This window comes from Pseudomonadota bacterium (assembly GCA_038533575.1).
Classification (GTDB): Bacteria; Pseudomonadota; Alphaproteobacteria; order Rhodobacterales; family Rhodobacteraceae; genus Shimia_B.
The window spans coordinates 640,740-665,321 of the sequence record JBCAYL010000001.1; the positions used below are offsets into that span (position 1 = coordinate 640,740).

Genomic DNA, 24,582 nt, shown 5'->3' on the forward strand with positions numbered 1-24,582 from the left:
AGTAAGTTGCCTCTCATCCGCACCAATTCCCCCTGAGGACGATTCTCAATGCCTGAGCGAGGGCGGCCGTGCGTCGACCCAGGCACCGTCGGCCTTGGCCGAGGCCACCGCCTGGTGCACGGCAGCCATGGAGCGGAGCCCGTCCACGGCACGGGGGTAGGCGCCGTGGGCCTCTCCACGCAGGGCGGCGGCGAGATCCACGTAGATATTGGCCACGGCGAGCGGAAACCCCTCGGGATGGGCGATGGCCACGCGGGAGAGGCGCTGCGCCTCCGCGCTGAGCCCCGCCTCGCCCTTTTCCATGATCTCCGTGCGTCCGCCCACGGGGGTGTGGAACACCTGGTTGGGCTGTTCGGAGGCCCAGCGGAGCCCGGCCTTTTCTCCGAAGACCTGGATGTCGAAGCCGTGCTGGCGCCCGATGGCCACCGACGACGTCCAGAGCCGGCCCACCGTGCCACCCTCCATGCGGAAGTTGACCATGGCGTCGTCTTCGAGGACGCGGGAGGGGATGGTGCTCGCGAAATCGGCGGAGAGCGTGCGGACCTCGTCGCCGGTGACGAAGCTTGCCATGTGGAGCGCGTGGATGCCGCAATCGGCGAACTGGCCCGAGACGCCCGCCTGCGCGGGGTCGTAGCGCCAGCGGACGCGGGGATTATCGGCATCGGTCGCGTCGCCGTGGTGACCGTGGCTGAAGGCGGCGACGACGAGACGAACGCGGCCCAGCGCGCCCGCGGCCACCATCTGCCGCATCTCGCGCACCATGGGATAGGCGGAGTAGCAGTAATTGACCGCGCAGATCTTGCCGGAGGCTTCCGCCACGCGCACGATCTCCTCGCCTTCTTCCACGGTCATGGTCATGGGTTTTTCGCAGAGCACGTTGAAGCCCGCCTCGAGGAAGGCCTTGGTGATCTCGAAATGGGTGGCGTTGGGCGTGGCCACGGTGACGAGGTCCACGCGGTCATCGCGCCCGCGCTCGCCCTCAAGCATCTCGCGCCAGTCGCCATAGGCGCGGTCGGGGGCCACGCCGAGGCGCTGGGCGTAAGCGCGGCCTTTGTCGGCGTCGTGGTCGAGTGCGCCTGCGGCGAGCACGAAATTGCCATCCGCCTGCGCGCCGAGCCTGTGCGCCGGGCCGATCTGGCTGCCTTCGCCGCCGCCGATCATGCCCCAGTTCAGTCGTGTCATGTGGTCTCTCCTTCGGGGAAGGTGCACATTGCGTGCCGATCGCTCTCAGTGTCTGACATCTTCCCACGTGCCGCTCTCCGACGAGCGTAGCGCCGCATCCGTCACCCGCAGCACGTCGAGCCCGTCCCGGAAGGTCGGCCAGCGGTTTTCGCCCTCGTGGATGGCGGTGAGGAAATCCTTTGCCTCGATGATGATCTGGTCCTGGTAGCCCGTGCCATGGCCCGGGCCCTGGCAGAAAGGGAGGTAGTCGGGGTGGGCGGGCCCGGTGAGGATCTTCTTGAAGCCGCGCTCCGCCTCCGGCCCCTCGCGGCGATAGAGCCAGAGCGCGTTTTGATCCTCCTGGTCGAAGCGGATCGCGCCATCCGTTCCATGGATCTCGTAGGCGTAGCCCATCTTGCGCCCCGTCGCGATGCGGCTGGCGTAGATGTGGCCCATGACGCCCGAGCGGAAGCGGCACATGAGCTGCACGTGGTCGTCATTCGTCACCTCGCCGCCGGGGCGCGTGCGGTGCACCGTCTCGAGGGAGGCGCTGACCTGCGCCATGGGGCCCATGAGCGCGAGCGCCGCGTTGAAGGCATGGGGCGCCAGATCACCGATGCAGCCCATGGCCATGCCCTCGGTCCGCCAGTTGGCGGGCTCCTCGGGGTCGGCGAGGAAATCCTCCGTATGCTCCCCGCGAAACCACGTGAGCTGTCCGATGGCGCCCTCGGCGATGAGATCGCGGGCAAAGCGGGAGGCAGGCGTGCGGATATAATTGTAGCCCACCATGTTTATGTGGCCTTCGGCGGCGGCGACCATGGCCTCGGCATCGGCCATGGAAGCGCCCATGGGCTTCTCGCAGAGCACTGGCTTGCCCAGAGCGAAGGCGGCCCCGGCGATCTCGCGATGGTGGCTCTGTGGCGTGGCGATGATGACCGCGCCCACGCGCGGATCCTCCACGAGGCTGCGCCAGTCAGCCGTGCCACGATTGAAGCCGAAGGCCGCGCGGTAACGCTCCGCGCTCGCCTCGCTGGTGGCCGCGATAACCTCGAGCCGGGGCCGGAGCGCCGTGTCAAAGACCGCCCCCACCGCCGCCATGGCCACCGAATGCGCCTTGCCCATGTAGCCGCCACCCACGACGCCGATCCCGATCTCGCTCATGTGCCCTCCCAAGCTCTGCCGGATCACTCTTGAGCAGACGCGTGCAAGCTGCAACTGTCCGCTGACGATGACGGGAGGAATGGATGGGCGATCGCATCATCCGGCTGACGGTGGCGCAGGCCATCGTGCGCTATCTGGAAAACCAGTGGATCGAGATCGATGGCACCGAGCACCGCGTCTGCGGCGGGGGTTTCGGCATCTTCGGACACGGCAATGTCACCTGCCTTGGCGAGGCGCTCTACCCGGTGCAGGACAAGCTGCCGCTCTACCGCGGGCAAAACGAGCAAGGGATGGGCTTTGCCGCGGCAGGCTATGCGAAGGCCTGGCTCCGGCAGCGCTTCATGTTCTGCACCGCCTCTGCGGGGCCGGGTACGGCGAATCTGCTCACATCCGCCGCGCTTGCCCACGCAAATCGCCTTCCCGTGCTCATGCTCTGCGGCGACACCTTCCTGACGCGCCTGCCGGATCCTGTGCTCCAACAGCTCGAACACTTCGGGGATCCGACGCTCGGGCTCAATGACGCCTTTCGAGCCGTGAGCCGCTATTGGGATCGCATCACGCATCCCGCGCAAGTCATCCAGAGCCTGCCTGCCGCTCTCGCCACCATGCTCGACCCCGCCGATTGCGGGCCGGCCTTCATCGCGCTGCCACAGGATGTGCAGGGTTGGGCCTATGACTACCCCGTGGAGATGTTCGCCAAGACGGTGCACCGCGTCCGGCGCCAGTCGCCCGACGCCCGCGAGGTGGCCGATGCCGCGGCGGCGCTGATGTCGGCCAAGCGGCCCATGATCATCGCGGGCGGTGGGGTGCAGTATTCGGGTGCCGTGGCCGAACTCACCGCCTTCGCAGAGGCGCACCAGATCCCGGTGGTGGAGACCATCGCGGGCCGCGCGAACCTCCTCGATGACCACGCGCTCAACGCCGGGCCCATTGGGGTCACGGGCTCAGACAGTGCCAATGCCATTGCAAAGGAAGCGGACGTGATCGTCTCCGTGGGCTCGCGGCTGCAGGATTTCACCACGGGCTCCTGGACGGCCTTCGCCAAGGAAGCACAGGTCATCGGCCTCAACGCCGCACGCCACGACGCGGGCAAGCACCGCTCGCTGCCCGTGGTGGGCGACGCGAAGCTCGGGCTCGAGGCGCTGGGCGCAGCTTTGGGCGGATACACGGCCCCCGCCGACTGGACGGCCCGCGCGCGCACGGAGCGGGAGGCGTGGGACGCCTATGTCGCGGGCAACACCCGCGCGGGGAATGGCCCGAACTCCTACGCACAGGCCATCGGGGTCGTGAACGCGCTCTGCCACGCCGAGGACCGCGTCGTTGCGGCCGCGGGGGGCCTGCCCGCAGAGGTCACGGCCAACTGGAAGACGCTCAGCGTCGGCTCCGTCGATGTCGAGTTCGGCTTTTCCTGCATGGGCTACGAGATCGCCGGTGCCTGGGGCGCGGCCATCGCGCAGGCCGAGCGTAAGCCAGGGCGCGACGTCATCTCGTTCTGCGGGGACGGCTCCTATCTCCTCATGAATTCAGACATCTATAGCTCGGTCCTCACGCAAAAGAAGATGATCGTGCTCGTCCTCGACAATGGCGGCTTTGCCGTCATCAACAAGCTTCAGAACAACACCGGCAACGAGAGCTTCAACAACCTCATCGCCGACACGCCCACCGCCACGCATCAAGTGGGCGTGGACTTCGCCGCCCACGCCGCCGCCATGGGCGCGATTGCGGAAACGGTGGCGAACCCGGCGGAGCTGGCGGAGGCCTTCAAGCGCGCGCAGGAGGCCCACCGCACCACCGTGATCGCCATGCAGGTGGACGCCTACGAGGGCTGGACCACGCAAGGCCACGCCTGGTGGGAGGTGGGGACGCCGGAAGTCTCCGAAAGCGCCCGTGTCCGCAAAGCGCGGGAAAGCCAGGAAGCCACGCGCGCTGAGCAGCGGAAGGGCGTCTGATGGATCTCTTCGAGGGGATCGCGAAGAACCACTTCGTCGTCGTGGGCCGCGCGGGCATGGACATCTTTACCGATCCCGGCGTCACGCTCGAGGCCTCGAGCCGCATGGGCGTGGCGCTGGGCGGGTCGTCCGCCAATATTGCCGCTGGGATCTGCAAGCTGGGCGGGCAGGCCTCCCTCGTCACGCGGGTCTCGGACGACAGTATCGGCAGCTTTTGCGTGGCGCAACTCGCGCAGTATGGCGTGGGCACTGAATACGTGCGCCCGGTGGGCGGGGAATATCGCAATTCGCTGGCCATCTACGAAAGCGTCGTGGAGGGGCACCGGAACGTGCTCTACCGCAACGGCGCGGCCGATTTTCAGATGGATATCGAGGATGTCGAGGCGGTGGATTACGCCCGCTTCGGTGCGCTCATCACGGCGGGCACCGTCTTCGCCGCTGAGCCCTCCCGCTCCGCTGCCTTCCGCGCCTTCGAGCTGGCGAAGGCGGCGGGCCTGCCCATCCTCTTCGACGTCGATTATCGTCCCTATTCCTGGCCCTCGGCAGCGGTGGCCGCCGATGTCCTGAGCCGGGCCGCAGAGGCCTCCGACGCCATCGTGGGCAATGACGAGGAATTCGGTTTCATCGCGGGCGACTACGCGCAGGGCCTCGCCAAGGCGCGGGAGCTCAGTGCAACGGTCCCGCTCGTGATCTACAAGATGGGCGAGAAGGGCGCGCTCACGTTCCACGGCGGGCGCGAGCTGCGTACCGGCATCTATCCCGTGGAGGCCCTGAAACCCACCGGCGCAGGGGACAGCTTCATGGCCGGGCTGGTGACCTCGCTCGCCGCCGGGCACGACCTGAAGGCCGCGATCCTACGCGGCTCGGCCTGCGCCTCGGTCACGGTCTCGAAACCCGGCTGTGCGCCCGCCATGGCCGACACCGCCACGCTCGAGGCCTTCCTCGCCGATCATCCCGGACCCACTGACGCCTAGAGGCCCGCCATGCACATCCCCCCTTTCGACAACCTGAACGTCCCTATCGTGGGCGCAGACGACGCGACCGTGCCGCTCAACTATTTCAACATCGTCAAGCTCAAGGCGGGCGAGGCCTTCGAGTACGAGGTGCCGGGCTACGAGACCTGCATCGTCCCGGCGACCGGGACGGTGGATGTGGAGGTGGATGCGTTCCGTGCCGATGCCTTGGGCGGCCGTGGTGCGGATGTCTGGGACGGGGAGCCGGAGGGCGTCTACGTGCCCACGGGTGAGCCGGCGCGGATCACGGCGCGGGATGCCTGCGAGGTCTTCGTCGCGGGCGCTAAGTTCGACGAGGTTCTGGAGCCCTTCGCCGTGCGCGCCGATGAGCTCGACCTCGTGCAATACGGGTCTGACGAGACAAAGACCCACCGCAAGATCAAGCATATCCTGGGCCAGAAACAGGCGGACCGGGTGGGGCGGCTGCTGGTGAGCGAGCTCTACACCGTGGGGCAGGGCGGCTGGTCGGGCTTTCCCTCCCACAAGCACGACACGGATCGGCGGGACGGCCCCGGGGGGGATATGACGGAAACAAGGCACGACGAGACCTACAATTTCCGCTTCCGCCCGAAGCACGGATCGGGCCTCCAGATGCTCCAGCGGGAGGATGGCGAGGCGGGCGACGCCTACCACATCGTCGATGGCTCCACGATCTGCATCGACAAGGGCTATCACCCCTGCGCGGTGCTGCCGGGCTACGAGATGTACTATTTCACGATCCTGGGCGGGCTCTCCCAGCGCCCACTGGTGCAATATTTCCAGCCAAGCCATGCCGACCAGATCGAGACCATTCCGGGCATCAAGGACATGATCGCGAAGTTCAAATAACACGTCCCGGGCCTGCCCAGGGACCTCCGCCCCCAAACCGCGAGGCCCCGGATCTTGTCCGGGGCTTGGAGGACTTTCAAATGCCGCTGGTGACCCTTTCGGACGTCCTCGCCCCGGCCCGCGCCGGGGGCTATGCCGTGGCGGGAATGGTGACGCTGGGCTGGGAGGATATGCGTGCCTACGTCGCCGCCGCCGAGGCGGAGGGTGTGCCGGTCATCCTGCAGGCGGGGCCCTCCTGCAGGGCGCATACGCCGCTGCCGGTCCTGGGCGCGATGTTCCGCGATCTGGCGGAGGCGGCCTCCGTGCCGGTCGTCGCCCATCTCGATCACGGCTACACCTTCGAGGAGTGCGAAGCGGCGCTGTGCGCGGGCTTCACCTCGCTGATGTTCGACGGCTCCCGGCTCCCGCTCGCGGAAAACATCGCCGCCACACGGCGGGTAGTGGAGCTGGCCCACGGCGCGGGCCTCTCCTGCGAGGGCGAGATCGGCTTCGTGGGCTACACGGGCGGCGAGGCCTCCGCCGGGACCGACCCCGAGGAAGCCGCGATCTTTGCCCGCGAGACGGGCGTCGATGCCATGGCGATCTCGGTGGGTAACGTACATCTCCAGACCGAGCAGAGCGGGGGCCTCGACACGGGCCGCATCGCCGCAATCGAGGCGGTGACGGACATCCCCCTCGTCATCCATGGCGGCTCCGGCGTGCCAGCCGCGCAACGCCAGGAACTCGCACGGACGACGGCGATCTCGAAATTCAACATCGGCACAGAGCTGCGCATGGCCTTCGGCGACGCGCTCCGCGCAGCAATCGCCCGCGATCCCGCCCGTTTTGATCGCGTGCAGATCCTCGCCGACACCCATGCACCCATGGTCGAGGCCGCGCGGGCGGTCCTCCGCACGATGCGGTAGCACGCTCGGGCTTTCCGCTTGCCCCCGCGCGTTGCGCTGATATCACGCCCCATCTCTCACGACCGCCGCGGACGCCTCCGCGGCGCCAATGCAATGGCGAGGACGACATGCAGGTCACAGAAACACTGAACGAAGGCCTCAAGCGGGGCTACACGATCACCCTCCCGGCAAGCGAGCTCGACGATCAGGTCACGGCCAAGCTCAAGGAAGCGCAGCCCGACATCGAGATGAAGGGCTTCCGCAAGGGCAAGGTCCCGCTGGCGCTGCTGAAAAAGCAGTTCGGCGACCGGGTGCTTGGCGAGGCGCTGCAGGAAACGATCGACGGCGCGATGTCGAAGCATTTCGAGGATAGCGGCGACCGCCCGGCGATGCAGCCGGACGTCAAGATGACGAAGGAAGACTGGAAGCCCGGCGACGATGTCGAGGTGGCCATGTCCTACGAGGCACTCCCGGAGATGCCGGATGTCGATCTGAAGGGCCTGAAGCTCGAGAAGATGGTCGCCAAGGCCGATGACGCCGCGGTGACCGAGGCGCTCGAGAGCCTCGCCGAGAACGCGCAGAACTTCGAGGACCGCAAGAAGGGCTCCAAGGCCAAGGACGGTGACCAGGTCACCATGGACTTCCTCGGCAAGGTCGATGGCGAGGCCTTCGAAGGCGGCGCGGCGGAGGATTACCCGCTCGTCCTTGGCTCGAACTCCTTCATCCCCGGCTTTGAAGAGCAGCTCGTGGGCGTGAAGGCGGGCGAGGAGAAGGACGTGACCGTCTCTTTCCCCGAGGATTACCAGGCCGCGCATCTCGCCGGCAAAGAGGCTGTCTTCTCCTGCACGATCAAGGCGGTGAAGGCTCCGAAGAAGGCCGAGATCAACGACGACCTCGCCAAGCAGTTCGGCGCAGAGGATCTCGCCGCCCTGAAGGGCCAGGTCTCCGAGCGCCTCGAGGCGGAGTATTCCGGCGCCGCGCGCGCGGTGCAGAAGCGTGCGCTTCTCGATGAGCTCGACAAGGTCGTGGAGATGGAGCTTCCGCCGTCCCTCGTGGATGCCGAGGCGGGCCAGATCGCCCACCAGCTCTGGCACGAGGAGAACCCGGAGGTCGAGGGCCACGATCATGCCAAGGTCGAGCCCACCGATGAGCACAAGAGCCTCGCGCAGCGGCGCGTGAAGCTCGGGCTGCTTCTCGCGGAGCTCGGACGGAAGGCGGAGGTCGAGGTCTCGGACGCGGAGATGACGCAGGCCATCATGAATGCCGCGCGGCAATACCCGGGCCAGGAGCGCCAGTTCTTCGAGTTCGTGCAGCAGAACCAGCAGATGCAGCAGCAGCTGCGCGCGCCGGTCTTCGAGGACAAGGTCGTGGACTACATCTTCGAGCTGGCCACGGTGACCGAGAAAGAGGTGTCGAAGGACGACCTGCAGAAGGCCGTCGAGGCTCTCGAAGAAGAATAGGGTGTCCGGCGGGACGGACGCTGCTCGCCTGGCGGCGAAGGCGCCCCGCCCGCCGTCCCTTCTGGCGCATTGCCGAGAGGGCTGGCCTTGGGGCCGGCCCTTTTTCGTGGCAGGGTCCCCGGCATGATCGTCGAAGAGGTACACGAGGGGTGCGGAGCGCTTTGCCGTGACGTGCTTCTCGGCCTGCCGGAGTGGTTCGGCAATCCCGGGGCAGTGGACCGCTACGCAGCCTTCGCGGACAGCCCTGAGGCCACCATGCTTGCCGCGCGCGAGGCTGGTGAGACGCTCGGTATGCTCACGTTGAAGCTCCACTACGGGACGCAGTGCGAGATCCATGTCCTGGGCGTTCGCGCGTCCCATCACAGGCGCGGCGTGGGCCGGGCGCTCCTGCGCGCAGCGGAGGCGCGGGGCCGGGCGGAGGGCTGCACCTTTCTCGGTGTGAAGACCCTGGGCGAGACCAATCCCGATCCGCACTATGCCCGGACGCGTGCCTTCTACCGCGCCTTGGGCTTTGTGCCCTATGAGCGCCTCGATACGCTCTGGGGGGCGGAGACGCCCTGCCTCCTGATGATCAAGCCCCTCTAGGACGCCCCGTCTTGGAGCGGGCAGCGTTCCATGGCAGCGTCCGCCCATGCGATATGCGGCGTTTCTCCGGGCTGTGAACGTGGCGGGACAGGGCAAGCTTCCCATGGCCGAACTGCGCGCGCTCTGTGCGGGACTCGGGTTCACGAACGTTCGAACCTACATCCAATCGGGCAATGCCGTCTTCGACGGGGAGGGCCCCGTGCGCGCGGCGCTCGAGCGCGCGCTCAGGGTGCATATGGGCCGGCCCGCGGGTGTCGTCCTGCGCACCGGTCCGGAGCTCGAAGACCTGCTCGCAGCCATGCCCTTTCCCGAAGCCGCTCCGAACCGCGTGGGCGTCATGCTCTTCAACGAGGAGCTCGGAGAACTCTCCGCAGCAGATCAATTTCTGGCGGGGCAGACCGATGAAGAGGTCGTGCCCGGCCCGCGCGCGCTCCTCATCCATTTTCCCTCGGGCATGGGCCGCTCGAAGCTTCGCATTCCCGGCGCGGCGCACGGCACGATGCGCAATCTCAACACGCTTCGGAAGGTCGCGGGCATGGTGGACGGGCCTTAGTTGCTGACAAGCCCTGTTTCCTCGAGCATTCCGCGCCGCTTGGCCTCGTGCCAATAGCCCCGGGCATACCACTTGATCGCGGTGGCCTCGTCACCGTCGGACAGAAGCCATGCGCCGCGCAGGTATTTGAGGGCAAATTCGAGGTTGGTATCGGCGTCGAGCAGGTCGCTCGGCGCGCCTTCGAAGCCCATCGAGCGCGCAGTGGCGGGAAGGATCTGCAAAAGGCCCCAATATGGACCGTGGCGCGCCCACGGACGATGCGTGCTCTCCCGGATGGCGAGACGATGCACGAGGCTGCGCGGCAGCGCGTAGTGATCAGCCCAGAAATTGATCTTCGCACGCAGCTCCGGCGTCTCGTTCGGGTGCAGCGGGATTGCGGGCGCGGCAGCGGCCGGTGGCGCGGGCGGCGTTGCGGGCTCCGTCGCGGGGGCACTGCAGGCCGTGACGAGCACGGTGGCCAGCGCCAGAAGAAGACTGCGGATCAAGGGTCATCGCTCCTCGGTTGCCTCGGCATCGCCACTCTCGCAAAGGCGCGCCTCCGTGCAATGCGCGAGTTTGTCTTCGGCGGAGAAGCGCTGCCACAGTCCACGCCTCTCCAGCAGCGCAGCCGCACGCAGCGGGGTACGACACTCCGCTTCTTTGTGCCCCGTACCTCCGCCGGAGGCATCCGCTCTCGCGGCCTTCGCTGAGCCCGGAGGCTGGGACCACAAACGAAAAGCGCCGCGCGGTCTCCCGCGCGGCGCTTCATAGCGTCCCGGCTGGATCCGGGGCCTAGTCCTTGTCGTCCGCGCTTTCGTCCTCGGCCGGAGCCTCCTCCACTTGCGTGGCGAGTTCCTCATCGTCGGACGTCGCTGCGCCGATATCCTCGAAGAGCTCGGCGATCTCGAATTCGGCTTCTGCCTCTTCCTCGGCGGCGAGGTCCTGAATGGACTTGCCGGAGGCCTGAAGCTCCGCCTCTTCCTGCGAGCGTGCGACGTTGAGCGTGATCGTGGCGTCCACTTCCGGGTGGAGCTGCACGGTCAGATCATGGAGCCCGAGCTCCTTGATCGGGCCGGTCAGCGCGATCTGCTTCTTGTCGACGGTAAAGCCGGCCTCGGTGGCGGCGTCTGCCGCGTCACGGGGCGTGACGGAGCCGTAGAGCGAGCCCGCGTCGGAGGCCGAGCGGATGACAACGAAGGTCTCGCCATCAAGCTTGGTGGCTAGGCTTTCGGCCTCCTTCTTCGTCTCGAGGTTGCGGGCCTCGAGCTGCGCCTTCTCGGCCTCGAAGCGGGCGAGGTTGATCTCGTTGGCGCGCAGCGCCTTGCCCTGCGGGATCAGGAAGTTGCGGGCATAGCCCTCCTTGACGGAGACGACTTCGCCCATCTGGCCGAGCTTGGCCACGCGTTCCAGAAGAATGATATCCATGTCTCGTCTCCCTTACTTCACGGCGTAGGGCAGGAGCGCGAGGAAGCGGGCGCGCTTGATGGCGCGCGCGAGTTCGCGCTGCTTCTTGGCCGAAACGGCGGTGATGCGGCTGGGCACGATCTTGCCGCGCTCGGAGATGTAGCGCTGCAGGAGGCGGGTGTCCTTGTAGTCGATCTTGGGTGCGTTCTCTCCGGAGAACGGGCACACCTTGCGACGGCGGAAGAATGGTTTGGCTGCCATGGGTCTCGTCTCCTATCAGTCGCGGTCGCCACGGTCCCGGCGGGGCCGGTCACCACGGTCGCGTTCGTCGCGCTTTTGCATCTGGATGGACGGGCCTTCGTCGTGGCCGTCGACCTTGATCGTGAGGACGCGCATCACGTCATCATGGAGGCGCATCAGGCGCTCCATTTCCTGCACGGCGGGCGCGGGCGCGTCCGTCTTCAGGAAGGCGTAGTGGCCTTTGCGGTTCTTGTTGATCTTGTAGGCCATCGTCTTGACGCCCCAGTACTCGTTTTCCACGAGCGTGCCGCCATTGTCGGACAGCACGGAGCCAAAATGTTCGATGAGTGATTCGGCCTGCGCGGAGGACAGATCCTGGCGCGCAATGAATACATGCTCGTAAAGCGGCATGGGTTCTCCAGTTTTTCGAAGCGACTTCAAAGCGTTGCCAATAGCTCCGCGGGCAACGCACGAGAGGATCGCCGGGTGGGGTGGTCTCGCGGATGGCGTGTCATGACATGGCCTTGGCAGGCACGCAAGCGGGGCACGTCTTCGCCCCGATGCCGCCACGTTGTCCTCGTTAAGGTGATCCTAACGCAATTTTAGGCCAGGGGACCGACGATGACGTACACATCGATGGAGAACACAGGAACCGCATCCAAGGTGGAGGATTTCGCCGCCTGGGGCGCCCATCTTTCCGGGAAGCAAGCCGATGGGTTTGGCGCGCTCACGCGGATCATCCAGGGGGTCTTTGGCGTGGCAGCCTGCGCGGCCGCGCTCTCGCTCTGGCTGGTGCCGGGCTCCGATCTCGGGCTCGACATGATGGCCCTGAAGGGTGCTCTGACCTGTGGCCTCGTCATCGTTGGCTTCGTGCTCTGGCGCGACGGGCGCGAGGAGCGCAGCGAGGTGGAGGTCGATTTCGAGGCGCGCGAGGTGCGCGTCATGGGCCAGCACCGCGGCCAGGCGAAGCTCCGCAAGCGCTACGACTTCTCGGAGCTCGGCGCCTTCGACGTCGTCGACGGCGCACTCTTCATCCGCAACAAGGAGGGCCAGCCCCTCGCGGTGGTGCCCCTCGAAAAGGGCGTGGCCGACGCGCTCAGCGCCTGACCCGGCGGAATTGTGCGCCTGCGCGAGCAAAAAGCCGCGTAGGTGCATTCTTGAACACATCCTGTTGAAGCCCGCGAAATTGCCGGGCTGAACACTACGGGCCATATCCAAGGGCTGTAACTCAGTCCTGGAGCCCGACCCATGAAATCCACTGTCCTTGCCACCGCCTTTGCCGCGCTCACCGCCGGCACTGCGTTCGCTGATGGCCACCTGCAAGCCTACACGCTCGACCCTGCCCACTCCGCCATCCAGATGAGCTGGGGCCACGGCGACTTCTCTTCGACCTACGGCATGTTCTTCGAAGTGAACGGCGAGATGATGATCGACTTCGACAATCCCGAGAACACCACCGTGTCGATTTCGGTTCCGCTCGAGGATCTCGTGGTGGACCCGACGTTGAAAGGACACCTCGCCTCCGACAACTTCTTCGGCGGCTATGACGGCAAGATGGTGGAGTTCACCTCCACCTCCGTGAACGTCACCGGCGAGAACACCGCCGAGGTCACCGGTGATCTGACGATTGCGGGCACGACCTCCGAGGTCACGATCGACACAGTCTTCAATGCGCGCGGCGCTGGCCCCACCGGCGGCGAGATCGCGGGCTTCACAGGTTCCACCACGATCCTGCGCTCTGATTTCGGGATCGACTGGTTCACGCCGTTCGTGTCCGACGAGGTGGCCGTCGAGGTCTCCATCGAAGCTTCGCCAGCCTCGTAATTTCACTCACGGAACGAGTTTGGCGGGGGCGTCTCCATGGGAGGCGCCCCATTTGTTTGCGCTGAGGCTTGGCTTGGTCTCGGGCGTCAGGACGTGCCGGCGTCGTCGTCCGCGGCGTTGGTGGCCGTGAGCCCGATGCGGACATCGACGCCGAGGCCGAGGCTGCCTTCATCGGTGCCCGTGCCGATGGCGAAGGTCATGCGATCGAGAGTTACGGACCCGCTCGCCTCTGCCGTATCGCCCTCAAGCAAGAGATCGAAGGGCAGCGACAGCGGCGCTTCCGTCTCCTTGATGCGGATCGTGCCCTGCAATTCGTAGCCGTCGCCCACCGCGACGATATCGCCCGACACGGTGGCGGTGGGGAACGCTTCGACGTTGAAGAAATCCGCGCCCATGGCCTGGCTCGTCACGGAGCCCAGCGTGAGCGAGCCGATGGAGACGGTGACCTCCGCGTTGCCCTTCACATCGCCCTCGGCCTCCGGGTCGAAGGCGATGGCCGCCGTCCAGTCTGCGAAGGTGCCGGTCACGGGCGTGCCAAGCTGGGTCACCTCGATTTCGATCTCGCCGTCGAGGACGCGCCAGTCAGAGGCCACCTCCTCGAGCGCCACGGCGTCCACGCCGCCTTTCACAGGCACGAGTGCGGCGGCCGTCCCGACGGCTGCGAAGATCGCCGCGGCCGTCACGGCAGGAAGCGCCGTGTGCGGCGTGGGCGAGACGCGGGGCAGGTGGGGGCGGCCAAACCACATGCGGCGCAGGGTGGCATCCTTGTCGATGAAGTGGTGCTTCAGCGCGCCCGCGATATGAAGCAGGATCGCGATCACCATCAGCCGCTGGAAAAGCAGGTGTGCGCCCGCCAGCGTGTTTGCGAGCTCCGGATCCTCGGGGATGAAGAAGAGGTTTTGCCCGAACGGCCAGGGGATCGGTGCAAAGCCCTCCGTGGCGGCATGCGTCATCCAGCCCGTGAGCGGCACGAGCACGAGGGAGGCGTAGAGCGTCCAATGGGCGAGCTGCGCCATGAAGCTCTGCGCCTTCTTCTCTCCCCCGATCATCCCGGGCTTTGGCTGCGACATGGCCCATGCGATCCGGAAGAGCGCCACGAAGAAGATCGTGAGGCCGATGGCCTTGTGCACGGCATAGAGCCGGATCTTCCAGTCGAGGGCGACCGGATCGGAGATCGAGAGGTCATAGGCGATGCTGCCTGTGGCGATGACACCGACGATGAGGAGCGCGGTGAGCCAATGGACGGTCTTGGTGACGAGGCCATAGCGCGTGTCGGTGTTGGTTAGGCCGGGCGCTGAGGGGTCGGTGCTGGCTGTAGTCATGGCGCGGGAACTCCCGTTTGAGCTGAAAAGGAGAGTAGGGCGCGGGGCCGCCTCCGTCATCCTCGCTCACGGCACATTGCGTGTGCTCCCGGCGCGCTGCACCCTTTTCCTTCGGGCGGCTGGGCTGTATGGGCCGCGGAAATCAACAAGGGAGCGACAAATGCGGGCATGGGTATTTCCGGGGCAGGGGGCACAGGCCATCGGCATGGGCCGGGCGCTGGCGGAGGCCTACCCGGCGGCACGGGCCGTCTTTGACGAGGTGGACGAGGCGCTGGGTGAAAAGCTCTCGACGCTCATCTGGGAGGGCGAGGCCGAGGCGCTCACGCTGACGGCCAATGCCCAGCCCGCGCTCATGGCGACGTCGCTCGCCGCCGTCCGCGCACTGGAGGCCGAGGGGCACAACGTGGGCCAGGCTGCCTTCGTGGCGGGTCATTCGCTGGGCGAATACTCTGCGCTCGCTGCCGCCGGCACGCTCTCCATCGCCGACACCGCGCGCCTCCTGCGCATCCGCGGAACAGCGATGCAGGAGGCCGTGCCGGTGGGTGTGGGAGCCATGGCCGCGCTTCTCGGGCTCGATTTCGAGACGGCCACGGCCGTGGCGGCGGACGCCGCCGATGGCGAAGTCTGCCAGGCCGCCAATGATAACGATCCCGCGCAGGTCGTCGTCTCGGGCCACAAGGGCGCCGTGGAACGCGCCGTCGAGCTCGCCAAGGAAAAGGGAGCGAAGCGCGCCGTGATGCTGCCGGTAAGCGCGCCGTTCCATTGCGCACTCATGGAGCCCGCCGCTCGCGCCATGGAAGCAGCGCTCGCCGAAGTAGAGATGGCCGACCCCGCCGTGCCGCTCGTGGCCAATGTGCGCGCCGAGGCTGTGACGGATGCCGCCACGATCCGCACGCTGCTCGTGGCGCAGGTCACCGGCTCCGTGCGCTGGCGCGAGAGCGTGGGCTTCATGGCCGCAAACGGCGTCACCGAGATTTGGGAAGTGGGCGCAGGCAAGGCGCTCTCCGGCATGATCCGCCGCATCGAGCGGTGCATCGACACCAAAGCCATCGGCACGCCGGACGACGTCGCCGCGCTGAAAGGAGCCTGACATGTTTGACCTAACCGGAAAATCGGCCCTCGTAACCGGTGCCTCGGGCGGGATTGGCGGGGCCATCGCCAGGGCGCTGCACGGCGCCGGTGCCACGGTGGGGCTGTCGGGCACGCGGGTCGATCCGCTGACCGCGTTGGCCGCGGAACTGGGCGATCGCGCGCATGTCTTGCCCTGCAACCTCTCAGATGCCGAGGCGGTGGCCGCGCTCCCGAAGCAGGCGATCGAGGCCATGGGAAGCCTCGACATCCTTGTGAACAACGCTGGCGTGACGAAGGACAATCTCTTCATGCGGATGTCCGAGGAGGAGTGGGCGACGGTCCTTGACATCAACCTCACCTCCACCATGCGGCTCTGCAAGGGCGTGGTGCGCCCGATGATGAAATCCCGCTGGGGGCGCATCATCAACGTCACCTCCATCGTGGGCGTCACGGGCAATCCCGGGCAGGTCAACTATGCCGCCTCGAAGGCCGGGATGGTCGGCCTCTCGAAGAGCCTCGCCTATGAAGTGGCCTCCCGCGGGATCACCGTGAACTGCGTGGCGCCGGGCATGGTGGAGACCGCCATGACCGACAAACTCAATGACGAGCAGAAGGGTGCGATCCTCGGTCAGATCCCCATGGGGCGCATGGGATCGGGCGACGAGATCGCCGCAGCCGTGCTTTTCCTCGCGTCTTCCGAGGCGGGCTATGTCACGGGCACGACGCTGCACGTCAACGGTGGCATGGCAATGCTTTGACCGCAGAAAACAAAGGGAAATCCTCGAGCCGCTCCGACGTCTTGACGCGCTTAGGTTGTATGAAGAAAGCGCCTGTGACCGCTAACAAACGGCCCCTGACAAAGGATTTGCCATCGCCAAGGCCTGTGCTATAGGCGGCGCAGTTTCCGCCGGGGGAGCCAGATGCGCATGCGCTGGGACCCGGATGCGCCCCTAGGTGCAATAATGATAAGACCGCCCCGCGGGGCCCAGAACCGAATGAGGATCAGACGATGAGCGACGTTTCCGATCGCGTGAAGAAAATTGTGGTGGAGCACCTCGGTGTGGACGAAGCGAAGGTACAGGACAGCGCTTCCTTCATCGACGACCTCGGCGCGGACAGCCTCGACACCGTGGAACTCGTAATGGCCTTCGAAGAAGAGTTCGGCATCGAGATCCCCGATGATGCGGCGGAGACGATCCAGACCTTCGGCGACGCGGTGAAGTTCATCAAAGAAGCCACCTGATCCCCGGCTCTTCAGAGTGGAAGCGGCGTCCGGTTCGGGCGCCGTTTTTGTTTGTGCGGATGGGCGCTTGGCGGCTCCTCGCGCGCTCTCGCTGCCCTTGAGGCAGGCGGGGCGCGCTTGTAAGGAGGGCCAAAGACCAAAAGGAGAGCGAGCATGCGGCGCGTTGTCGTGACAGGCCTTGGCATGGTGTCACCCCTGGCAGACGGAGTGGAGGCGACTTGGCGTCGGCTTCTGGCGGGCGAAAGCGGCGCGGGCACCATCACGCGCTTCGACGCCGCGCATTTGGCGACGACCTATGCCTGCGAGATCCCGCGCGAGGGTGAGGACGCCTTCGTGCCCGACGATTACATGGAGCCGAAGGAGCAGCGGAAGGTGGACGAGTTCATCGTCTACGGGATGGCGGCCGCCGTCCAGGCGGTAGAAAGCTCTGGTTGGGTGGCCGACACCGCCGAAAAGCAGGAGCGCACCGGCGTCATGATCGGGTCCGGGATCGGCGGGCTGTCGGCCATCGCCGATACCGCTGTGCTCCTGAAGGAACGCGGCCCGCGCCGCGTGTCCCCCTTCTTCATCCCCTCGGCGCTCATCAATCTTGTTTCCGGGCAGGTCTCGATCCGCTTCGGCTTCCGCGGGCCAAACCACGCCGTCGTCACGGCGTGCTCCACGGGCGCCCATGCCATCGGCGATGCCGCGCGCCTCATCGCGCTCGACGACGCGGATGTGATGATTGCGGGCGGTGCCGAAAGCCCGATCAGCGAGATCGGTATCGCGGGCTTCAATGCCTGCAAGGCGCTCTCCACCAAGCGCGGTAACGATCCCACCGCGGCAAGCCGCCCCTACGACGCGGACCGCGACGGCTTTGTCATGGGCGAGGGTGCGGGGGTCGTCGTGCTTGAGGAATACGAGCACGCCAAGGCCCGCGGCGCCACGATTTACGCCGAGGTCTGCGGCTACGGGCTCTCGGGCGATGCCTACCACATCACTGCGCCGAGCGAGACGGGCGAGGGCGGCGGCCGCTCCATGGCCGCGGCCATCAAGCGGGCCGGGATCGAGCCGAAGCACCTCGACTACATCAACGCGCATGGCACCTCGACGATGGCTGACACCATCGAGCTCGGCGCTGTGGAGCGGATGATGGGCGAGGATGCGGGGACGGTGACGATGTCCTCCACCAAGTCCTCGACGGGGCATCTCCTTGGGGCCGCCGGAGCCATCGAGGCGATCTTTTCGATCCTCGCGATCCGGGATCAGGTCGCCCCGCCCACGCTCAATCTCGAGACACCCGCCGTCGAGACCGCCATCGACCTTGCGCCGCTCGCCAAGCGCAGCCGCGAGATCACGTATGCGCTGTCGAATTCCTTCGGCTTTGGCGGCACCAATGCGAGCGTCATCTTCGGAAAGGTCTGAGCCATGTGGCGACACATCGCCTCCAACGCGTTGTCGATCTTCGTGGTGGGGCTTTTCCTGCTGGGCGGCCTGATCCTCTGGGGCATCGGGCGCTATGAGGCGGAGGGGCCGCTGACGCGCGCCATCTGTCTCCAGGTCGCGCCGGGCTCGACGCTAACGCGCGTGGCGACACAGCTCGAAGCCGAGGAAGCGATCTCGAGCCGCGCCATATTTCGCATGGCCGGCGATTACACTGAGAAGGCGCGCGAGTTGAAAGCGGGCTCGTTCCTCATCCCCGAGGGCTCTTCCATGGCCGAGATCCTCGATCTCGTCACCGCGAGCGGGCAGAGCACCTGCGGGACCGAGGTCGTCTACCGCGTGGGCGTGACCGAGCTCAACGTGCAGGTGCGCGAGCTCGATCCCGAAAGCCAGCGCTTCGTGGAGCGGGCGGAATTCGTGCCCGCCGAGGAGCCTTTGCCGGAGGTCTATGTTTCGGCAAAGGATACTGCTGACACGCGCTACCGCATCGCCATCGCCGAAGGCGTGACCAGCTGGCAGATCGTGACCTCCCTGCGCGACATCGACGTACTCTCCGGCCCGGCGGACGAGATCCCCGCGGAAGGCGCGATGGCGCCTGACAGCTACGAGGTCGTCCCCGGCACGGAGCGGCAGGCGCTGGTGGACGCGATGGTCGAGGCGCAGACCGAGCGCCTCGCGGGCGCATGGCAGAACCGGGAGGAGGGCCTGCCCTACGAGACCCCGGACGAGGCGCTGATCATGGCTTCCATCATCGAGAAGGAGACCGCGCTCGCCGAAGAGCGGGGGCAGGTGGCCTCCGTCTTCGTGAACCGGCTCGAGCGCGGGATGCGGCTTCAGACCGACCCGACGGTGATCTACGGGATCACCCGCGGGCAGGGCGTGCTGGGCCGCGGCATCCGGCAGAGCGAGCTCCGGCGCGAGACGCCGTGGAACACCTATGTCATCGACGGGCTGCCGCCCACGCCCATTGCCAACCCGGGTCTCGCGAGCATCGAGGCGGCGCTCAATCCCGACGAGACGCCCTTCATCTTCTTCGTGGCCGACGGCACCGGGGGGCATGCCTTTGCAGAGACGCTGGCGGAGCACAATGAGAACGTCGCGCGCTGGCGCGCCATCGAGGCAGAGCGGGCGAACTCGGAATAAGTGCTTGCGATCGTTTACGTTTTGTTAAGCAGACCGCGCGCTGACCCTATGCACGCATAGATTGCAGACTTGACTCATCGAACGCCCTGAAGTATACCTTCGGACATACTAGGAGACGTGGGCAAGCGGCCTCGGGGTGATCCCGACGCCGCTTTTTTTGTGTCCTGGCGTGAAAAGCACCATGAAAGGTTTGCCTTATGGCGTCACGAGACCCGCCCGACGGCGCGGAACACCTCAATGCGCGTTGGGTGCATCTATCCGACCTGCTCGAGGACTACATCACGCAAATCGCAGCCATCATCGCGAACCTGAGGGAAGGAGACTTCTCCGGACTCGCGCAGTTCACGAAAGCCAAAAACGACCTCGTCGGCATCGCCCGGCAGCTGAGGGATGCGGAGATCAAAATTGATGACCAGCGACAGCGAAACAAAGGCGGCGTGCCCGGCGCCGGCGCCCCCATCGACATGGACGCCGCACGAGACGCGCTCGGGAGCCGACTTGATCGCCTCCGCGACGCACGACGTCCAGCAAGAGCTGCTGAGGTCCCTGACGGATCTTGAGCTCGCGGCACTGCCGTGGCTCTGGGAAGTGTGGGCCCATGACCATCAGCTGCCGCCAAAAGGCACGTGGCGCAGCTGGGTCGTGCTCGGCGGGCGCGGCGCGGGCAAGACGCGCGCGGGGGCAGAGTGGATCCGCTCGGAAGTGGAGGGCAGCTTACCGCTCGATCCGGGCCGCTCACGACGCGTAGCTCTTATCGGACAAACCTATGACCAGGCCCGCGAGGTGATGGTGTTCGGGGAGAGCGGGATCCTCGCCTGTTCTCCTCCGGACAGGCGCCCTGAATGGCAAGCGACGCGGCGCAGGCTCGTCTGGCCGAATGGCGCGGAGGCGCAGTGCTTCTCGGCCAATGAAGCAGAGGCGCTGCGCGGCCCGCAATTTGACTGTGCCTGGGCCGATGAGCTCGCAAAATGGCCCGATGGCGATGCGTGGTCAAACCTGCAACTCGCGCTGCGGCTCGGCGACGAACCGCGGGCCGTGGTGACGACGACGCCGAGAAACAGCAAAGTCTTGCGCGCGCTCCTTGAGACGAAGTCAACGGTTCAGACGCAAGCGCCCACCGAGGCCAACCGCGCGTACCTCGCGTCTTCGTTTCTCGAGGAGGTGCGGACGCGCTATGCGCATTCGCGCCTCGCGCGACAAGAGCTCGACGGCGTCATGCTCGATGACGTGGAAGGCGCGCTCTGGACGCGGGAGATGCTCGAAGAGGCGGGCTTTGACATCCGCCCGCAGCTCGACCGGATCGTGGTTGCTGTCGATCCTCCCGCCGGGACGCAGGGCGACGCATGCGGGATCGTTGTCGTCGGCTGCCGCATGGACGGACCACCCGTCGATTGGCGGAGCTACGTGCTGGCAGACCGAACCGTCGAGAAAGGCACACCGCTGGGCTGGGCGCAGGCCGCCGTGGCCGCGGCGCATGATTTTGGCGCGGACCGCATCGTGGCGGAAGTGAACCAGGGCGGCGCGATGGTGGAGCAGATGATCCGCCAGGTGGATCCGCTCATCGCCTATTCCGGTGTTCACGCGACGCGCGGGAAGGCGGCGCGGGCCGAGCCCGTCGCCGCGCTCTACGAACAGGGGCGCGTCAGCCATGCCAGGGGCCTTGAAGCCCTCGAAGACGAGATGTGCCAGATGACGACCGCGGGCTTTCAGGGCCAGGGGAGCCCGGACCGGGTGGATGCGCTCGTCTGGGCGCTGACCGACGCGATGCTCACCCCGGCCGCCCGCTGGAAAGCGCCGCGCGTCCGCGGACTTTGATGAGACAATCAGGAGCTCAAGACATGGTTTTCAACCTGTTCAACACCGCCCGTCCCGACGCGGACGCGGAGGTGAAGGCCTCTGCCACGGGGCCGGTGATCGCCTATCAATCCTCGGGCCGTATCGCGTGGACCCCGCGGGACGCGGTGACGCTGACGAAGGCGGGCTTCACGGGCAATCCGGTGGGCTTTCGCGCGGTCAAACTCATCGCCGAAGCCGCTGCAGCGCTCCCGCTGATCCTGCAGGACGCGGAGCGGCGCTACGAGACGCACCCGGTCCTCGACCTCGTGAGGCGTCCAAATGCGGGGCAGGGGCGAGCGGACCTTCTCGAGGCGCTCTACGGCCAGATCCTGCTCAGCGGAAATGGCTACGTGGAGGCGGTGGGCGAGGGCTTCCCGCTCGAGTTGCACGTGTTGCGCTCGGACCGGATGAGCCTCGTGGCCGGCGCCGATGGTTGGCCCGTGGCCTATGACTATACGGTGGGGGGCCGGAAGCACCGCTTCCATGTCACCGAGGGCGCGAGCCCGATTTGCCACATCAAGAGCTTCCATCCGCAGGATGATCATTACGGCCTCTCGCCGCTTCAGGCCGCGGCCACGGCGCTCGACGTCCATTCCAGCGCCACGCGCTGGTCGAAGGCGCTCCTCGACAATGCCGCGCGGCCCTCGGGCGCCATCGTCTACAAGGGCGCGGACGGGCAGGGGCAGATGGGCCCGGACCAGTACGACCGGCTCGTCAACGAGATGGAGATGCACCACCAGGGCGCGCGCAATGCGGGGCGGCCCATGCTTCTCGAAGGCGGGCTCGACTGGAAGCCCATGGGCTTTTCGCCCTCGGACATGGAATTCCACAACACCAAGGACGCCGCCGCGCGCGAGATCGCCACGGCCTTCGGCGTCCCGCCCATGCTGCTCGGTATCCCCGGCGAGGCGACCTATGCCAACTACCAGGAAGCGCATCGCGCCTTCTACCGCCTGACGGTGCTGCCGCTGGCCGCGAAGGTCAGCCAGGCGCTCTCCGCGTGGCTCGGCGCCATGGCGGGCGAAGCAGTGGAGCTGCGCCCCGATCTCGACCAGGTGCCCGCGCTCGCCGCCGAACGCGAGGCCCAGTGGAGCCGTATCGCGGGCGCGGATTTCCTCAGCGGTGACGAGAAGCGGCATCTCTTGGGTCTACCACCCCGGGAGCTCGGCGATGACTGATGAGATCGACGCCGAGGCAGAAACCAAGAGCGGAATCGCCCGGATGCCGCTCTACGTCACCTCGATCAACGACGCCGATGCCCTCGTGGCGGCCATGGATGCGCGGCTGGCGAGCGTGGAAGGGGCCATGCACATCGTGGAGACCGAGCGCGCCGTGAACGAGGAGAAAGAGAAGTTCATGGTGAGCCGCTTCAACGCGCTCGATGGCCGGCTCGACAGGATCGACGGCCACATCGCCAAGCTCGTCTGGCTCATTCTCGCGGCGATCATCGGCGGCTTCATGTCGCTCGTGATCCGCGGCGGACTGCTGGGCCTTTAACTCTGCGCTGATGGAAGAATTCGCCGAGGCGCGCACAAGGACGCGCCTGCGCGACGGAGAAACGAGGGGTGTTCTCCTGTCAGCCTTGTCGGCCCGAGAGGACCGGCAGGGACGAAACTACCCCGCCCGCAACGGGGCCAAGCGGTGAGAGGCCGTTTCATTCCAGACATGCAGGAGATGCAAATGGCAGAGAGCTACGGGCTTGAGCGGAAGTTTTGCCGCCTCAAGGGGTCGGTGGCGCTGGGCGATGACTTGGTCGTGGAGGGCTATGCGTCGCTCTTCGGCGTCAAGGACACGGGCGGCGATATCGTGGAGCGCGGGGCCTACACGGCCTCGCTGGAGATACTGAAGAAGGCGGGTCGGAGCGTGAAGATGCTCTGGCAGCACCGCCCCGAGGAGCCCATCGGCACCTGGGACGAGGTGCGTGAAACCGAAAAGGGGCTCTATGTGAAGGGCCGCCTCCTGCCTGACGTGGCCCGCGCGCGGGAAGCGGCGGCGCTTCTCAAGGCGGGGGCGATCGACGGGCTCTCCATCGGCTACCGCACCCTCAAGGCGCAAAAGAACAGCAAGGGCCAGCGGCACTTGCACGAGCTGGAGCTTTGGGAGGTGTCGCTCGTGACCTTTCCCATGCTTCCGGATGCGCGGGTGGGCGCGAAGGGCAGCGAGCCCGTCGACGCCCTTCTGCGCGACATTGCCCGGGCATTGAACGCGGCGGGCGCGCGGCTGGCGAATACCTGAGCCAGCGGTCTCAACCACCCGAAAGGATCACTGATGACACCTGAGACGAAGGCTCAGGCCGGGGAAGATCTGTCTCCGGCTGTGGCCGTGAAGCAAGCGCTCGCGGGCTTCATGGGCGATCTGGAGGCTTTCCAGAGCGACATTCAATCCAAACTCGACAAGCAGGAAGAAAAGCTGACCATGCTCACGAAGACCAAACTCACCCGCCCGGCGCTGTCGGCGGCGCCCGTGGAAGCCCCGCACCAGAAGGCGTTCAACGCCTACCTGCGGACCGGCGACGATGACGGCCTGCGCGGCCTCGACATGGAAGAAAAAGCGCTGGCCGTCTCCGGCGATGGCGGTTACCTCGTGGATCCGCAGACGGCGGAGGTGGTGCAGTCCACCCTCTCCAGCACCGCCTCGATCCGCGCCATCGCCAACGTTGTGAATGTCGATGCCACCTCCTACGACGTCCTCATCGACCATGGGGACATGGGCGCAGGCTGGGCCACGGAGGCGTCCGCCGTCACCGAGACCTCCACGCCCCAGATCGACCGCATCTCGATCCCGCTCCACGAGCTCTCGGCGCTGCCGAAGGCCTCCCAGCGGCTCCTCGATGACAGCGCCTTCGATCTCGAGGGATGGCTCGCAGGCCGGATCGCCGACAAGTTTGCGCGCGCCGAGGCTGACGCCTTCATCAACGGCGACGGCGTGGACAAGCCCAAGGGCTTCCTCACCCATGCCATCGTCGACGATGCATCCTGGGCTTGGGACACGCTGGGCTACGTCGCATCCGGCGCGGCGGGTGACGTGACCGCCGATGCGATCGTGGACGTGGTCTATGCGCTCGGGGCGCAGTACCGCGCGAACGCGACGTTCGTGATGAATTCGAAGACGGCGGCACTCGTGCGCAAGCTCAAGGACGTCGATGGCCGCTTCCTTTGGTCGGACGGCCTCGCCGCCGGTGAGCCCGCACGCCTCATGGGCTATCCTGTGCTCATCGCCGAAGACATGCCCGACGCCGAGGATGCCAATCCGGACTGCATCGCCTTCGGCGATTTCAGCGCGGGCTACACCGTGGCCGAGCGCCCGGACCTCCGCGTGTTGCGCGATCCCTTTTCGGCCAAGCCCCATGTCCTCTTTTACGCGACGAAGCGCGTGGGCGGCGACGTGAGCGACTTTGCGGCGATCAAGATCCTGAAGTTCGCCACCTCCTGAGCGCGGCACCGAGGCGCGGGGCAGGAGGGCGCGCGCTGCGCTCTCCTGTCTCCCTGCCAAATCACCTTCAGG

At 66.6% G+C, this 24,582-nt stretch carries 27 protein-coding genes; 20 read left to right on the forward strand and 7 right to left on the reverse strand.

The window, feature by feature from the left end:
• Window positions 1–45: 45 nt before the first annotated feature.
• Both AAFM92_03350 and AAFM92_03355 read right to left on the reverse strand, forming a co-directional pair.
• Window positions 46–1,182: a Gfo/Idh/MocA family oxidoreductase gene (locus AAFM92_03350; GenBank protein MEL7299398.1), complete on the reverse strand. Its 1,137-nt coding sequence runs from the start codon at window positions 1,180–1,182 to the stop codon at window positions 46–48.
• A 45-nt stretch (window positions 1,183–1,227) separates the two neighbouring features.
• Window positions 1,228–2,322, reverse strand: a complete 1,095-nt coding sequence (locus tag AAFM92_03355; protein MEL7299399.1) for a Gfo/Idh/MocA family oxidoreductase — start codon at window positions 2,320–2,322, stop codon at window positions 1,228–1,230.
• Window positions 2,323–2,405: 83 nt separating this feature from the next.
• On the opposite strand from AAFM92_03355, the gene iolD reads away from it, so the two are divergent.
• The 7 genes from iolD to AAFM92_03390 all read left to right on the forward strand — a co-directional run bounded on the left by iolD (window position 2,406) and on the right by AAFM92_03390 (window position 9,594).
• Window positions 2,406–4,271, forward strand: a complete 1,866-nt coding sequence (gene iolD / locus AAFM92_03360) for a 3D-(3,5/4)-trihydroxycyclohexane-1,2-dione acylhydrolase (decyclizing) (GenBank protein MEL7299400.1) — start codon at window positions 2,406–2,408, stop codon at window positions 4,269–4,271.
• Window positions 4,271–5,245: a PfkB family carbohydrate kinase gene (locus AAFM92_03365; protein MEL7299401.1), complete on the forward strand. Its 975-nt coding sequence runs from the start codon at window positions 4,271–4,273 to the stop codon at window positions 5,243–5,245. Before iolD ends, AAFM92_03365 begins: the two co-directional genes overlap by 1 nt.
• Window positions 5,246–5,254: 9 nt before the next feature.
• Complete coding sequence (locus AAFM92_03370; protein ID MEL7299402.1) at window positions 5,255–6,112, forward strand: 5-deoxy-glucuronate isomerase; 858 nt, start codon at window positions 5,255–5,257, stop codon at window positions 6,110–6,112.
• Between the two features lie 80 nt (window positions 6,113–6,192).
• Window positions 6,193–7,017: a class II fructose-bisphosphate aldolase gene (locus tag AAFM92_03375; GenBank protein MEL7299403.1), complete on the forward strand. Its 825-nt coding sequence runs from the start codon at window positions 6,193–6,195 to the stop codon at window positions 7,015–7,017.
• Between the two features lie 107 nt (window positions 7,018–7,124).
• Window positions 7,125–8,456: a trigger factor gene (tig, locus tag AAFM92_03380; GenBank protein ID MEL7299404.1), complete on the forward strand. Its 1,332-nt coding sequence runs from the start codon at window positions 7,125–7,127 to the stop codon at window positions 8,454–8,456.
• Window positions 8,457–8,579: 123 nt separating this feature from the next.
• Window positions 8,580–9,041: a GNAT family N-acetyltransferase gene (locus AAFM92_03385; GenBank protein MEL7299405.1), complete on the forward strand. Its 462-nt coding sequence runs from the start codon at window positions 8,580–8,582 to the stop codon at window positions 9,039–9,041.
• 46 nt (window positions 9,042–9,087) lie between these two features.
• Window positions 9,088–9,594 carry a DUF1697 domain-containing protein gene (locus tag AAFM92_03390; protein MEL7299406.1) on the forward strand — a complete coding sequence of 169 codons (507 nt, stop codon included), beginning with the start codon at window positions 9,088–9,090 and terminating at the stop codon, window positions 9,592–9,594.
• Here AAFM92_03390 and AAFM92_03395 read toward each other — a convergent pair.
• From AAFM92_03395 to rpsF, 4 genes are all read right to left on the reverse strand, one after another.
• A complete protein-coding gene (locus tag AAFM92_03395; GenBank protein MEL7299407.1) occupies window positions 9,591–10,079 on the reverse strand; it encodes a lytic transglycosylase domain-containing protein in 489 nt (162 codons plus the stop codon). The two genes, AAFM92_03390 and AAFM92_03395, sit on opposite strands and share 4 nt — an antisense overlap.
• Window positions 10,080–10,365: 286 nt before the next feature.
• Complete coding sequence (gene rplI, locus AAFM92_03400; protein ID MEL7299408.1) at window positions 10,366–10,998, reverse strand: 50S ribosomal protein L9; 633 nt, start codon at window positions 10,996–10,998, stop codon at window positions 10,366–10,368.
• 12 nt (window positions 10,999–11,010) lie between these two features.
• The gene (rpsR, locus tag AAFM92_03405; protein MEL7299409.1) at window positions 11,011–11,238 is read right to left on the reverse strand and encodes a 30S ribosomal protein S18; all 228 of its coding nucleotides are present in this window, start codon (window positions 11,236–11,238) and stop codon (window positions 11,011–11,013) included.
• A 15-nt stretch (window positions 11,239–11,253) separates the two neighbouring features.
• A complete protein-coding gene (rpsF, locus tag AAFM92_03410; GenBank protein MEL7299410.1) occupies window positions 11,254–11,628 on the reverse strand; it encodes a 30S ribosomal protein S6 in 375 nt (124 codons plus the stop codon).
• 210 nt (window positions 11,629–11,838) lie between these two features.
• Here rpsF and AAFM92_03415 point away from each other — a divergent pair, with 210 nt between their 5' ends.
• Both AAFM92_03415 and AAFM92_03420 read left to right on the forward strand, forming a co-directional pair.
• A complete protein-coding gene (locus AAFM92_03415; protein ID MEL7299411.1) occupies window positions 11,839–12,324 on the forward strand; it encodes a hypothetical protein in 486 nt (161 codons plus the stop codon).
• Between the two features lie 141 nt (window positions 12,325–12,465).
• Window positions 12,466–13,041, forward strand: a complete 576-nt coding sequence (locus AAFM92_03420; GenBank protein MEL7299412.1) for a YceI family protein — start codon at window positions 12,466–12,468, stop codon at window positions 13,039–13,041.
• A gap of 86 nt (window positions 13,042–13,127) precedes the next feature.
• On the opposite strand, the gene AAFM92_03425 is transcribed toward AAFM92_03420, so the two are convergent.
• Window positions 13,128–14,363 carry a cytochrome b/b6 domain-containing protein gene (locus AAFM92_03425; GenBank protein MEL7299413.1) on the reverse strand — a complete coding sequence of 412 codons (1,236 nt, stop codon included), beginning with the start codon at window positions 14,361–14,363 and terminating at the stop codon, window positions 13,128–13,130.
• Window positions 14,364–14,523: 160 nt separating this feature from the next.
• Between AAFM92_03425 and fabD the strand changes: the two genes are divergently transcribed.
• From fabD to AAFM92_03480, 11 genes are all read left to right on the forward strand, one after another.
• Window positions 14,524–15,453, forward strand: coding sequence for an ACP S-malonyltransferase (gene fabD, locus AAFM92_03430; protein ID MEL7299414.1), 930 nt, complete (start codon window positions 14,524–14,526; stop codon window positions 15,451–15,453).
• A 1-nt stretch (window position 15,454) separates the two neighbouring features.
• Window positions 15,455–16,192, forward strand: coding sequence for a 3-oxoacyl-[acyl-carrier-protein] reductase (gene fabG / locus AAFM92_03435; GenBank protein ID MEL7299415.1), 738 nt, complete (start codon window positions 15,455–15,457; stop codon window positions 16,190–16,192).
• Window positions 16,193–16,443: 251 nt separating this feature from the next.
• The gene (locus tag AAFM92_03440) at window positions 16,444–16,677 is read left to right on the forward strand and encodes an acyl carrier protein (protein MEL7299416.1); all 234 of its coding nucleotides are present in this window, start codon (window positions 16,444–16,446) and stop codon (window positions 16,675–16,677) included.
• Window positions 16,678–16,830: 153 nt separating this feature from the next.
• Window positions 16,831–18,081: a beta-ketoacyl-ACP synthase II gene (gene fabF, locus AAFM92_03445; protein ID MEL7299417.1), complete on the forward strand. Its 1,251-nt coding sequence runs from the start codon at window positions 16,831–16,833 to the stop codon at window positions 18,079–18,081.
• A 3-nt stretch (window positions 18,082–18,084) separates the two neighbouring features.
• A complete protein-coding gene (mltG, locus tag AAFM92_03450) occupies window positions 18,085–19,242 on the forward strand; it encodes an endolytic transglycosylase MltG (GenBank protein ID MEL7299418.1) in 1,158 nt (385 codons plus the stop codon).
• 197 nt (window positions 19,243–19,439) lie between these two features.
• Window positions 19,440–19,802, forward strand: a complete 363-nt coding sequence (locus tag AAFM92_03455) for a hypothetical protein (protein ID MEL7299419.1) — start codon at window positions 19,440–19,442, stop codon at window positions 19,800–19,802.
• Complete coding sequence (locus AAFM92_03460) at window positions 19,741–21,057, forward strand: terminase family protein (protein MEL7299420.1); 1,317 nt, start codon at window positions 19,741–19,743, stop codon at window positions 21,055–21,057. Before AAFM92_03455 ends, AAFM92_03460 begins: the two co-directional genes overlap by 62 nt.
• Window positions 21,058–21,080: 23 nt before the next feature.
• Complete coding sequence (locus tag AAFM92_03465; GenBank protein MEL7299421.1) at window positions 21,081–22,256, forward strand: phage portal protein; 1,176 nt, start codon at window positions 21,081–21,083, stop codon at window positions 22,254–22,256.
• A complete protein-coding gene (locus AAFM92_03470; protein ID MEL7299422.1) occupies window positions 22,249–22,575 on the forward strand; it encodes a hypothetical protein in 327 nt (108 codons plus the stop codon). Before AAFM92_03465 ends, AAFM92_03470 begins: the two co-directional genes overlap by 8 nt.
• Before the next feature lie 177 nt (window positions 22,576–22,752).
• Window positions 22,753–23,313 carry an HK97 family phage prohead protease gene (locus tag AAFM92_03475; protein ID MEL7299423.1) on the forward strand — a complete coding sequence of 187 codons (561 nt, stop codon included), beginning with the start codon at window positions 22,753–22,755 and terminating at the stop codon, window positions 23,311–23,313.
• Window positions 23,314–23,346: 33 nt separating this feature from the next.
• Window positions 23,347–24,510, forward strand: coding sequence for a phage major capsid protein (locus AAFM92_03480; protein ID MEL7299424.1), 1,164 nt, complete (start codon window positions 23,347–23,349; stop codon window positions 24,508–24,510).
• Window positions 24,511–24,582: the final 72 nt, after the last annotated feature.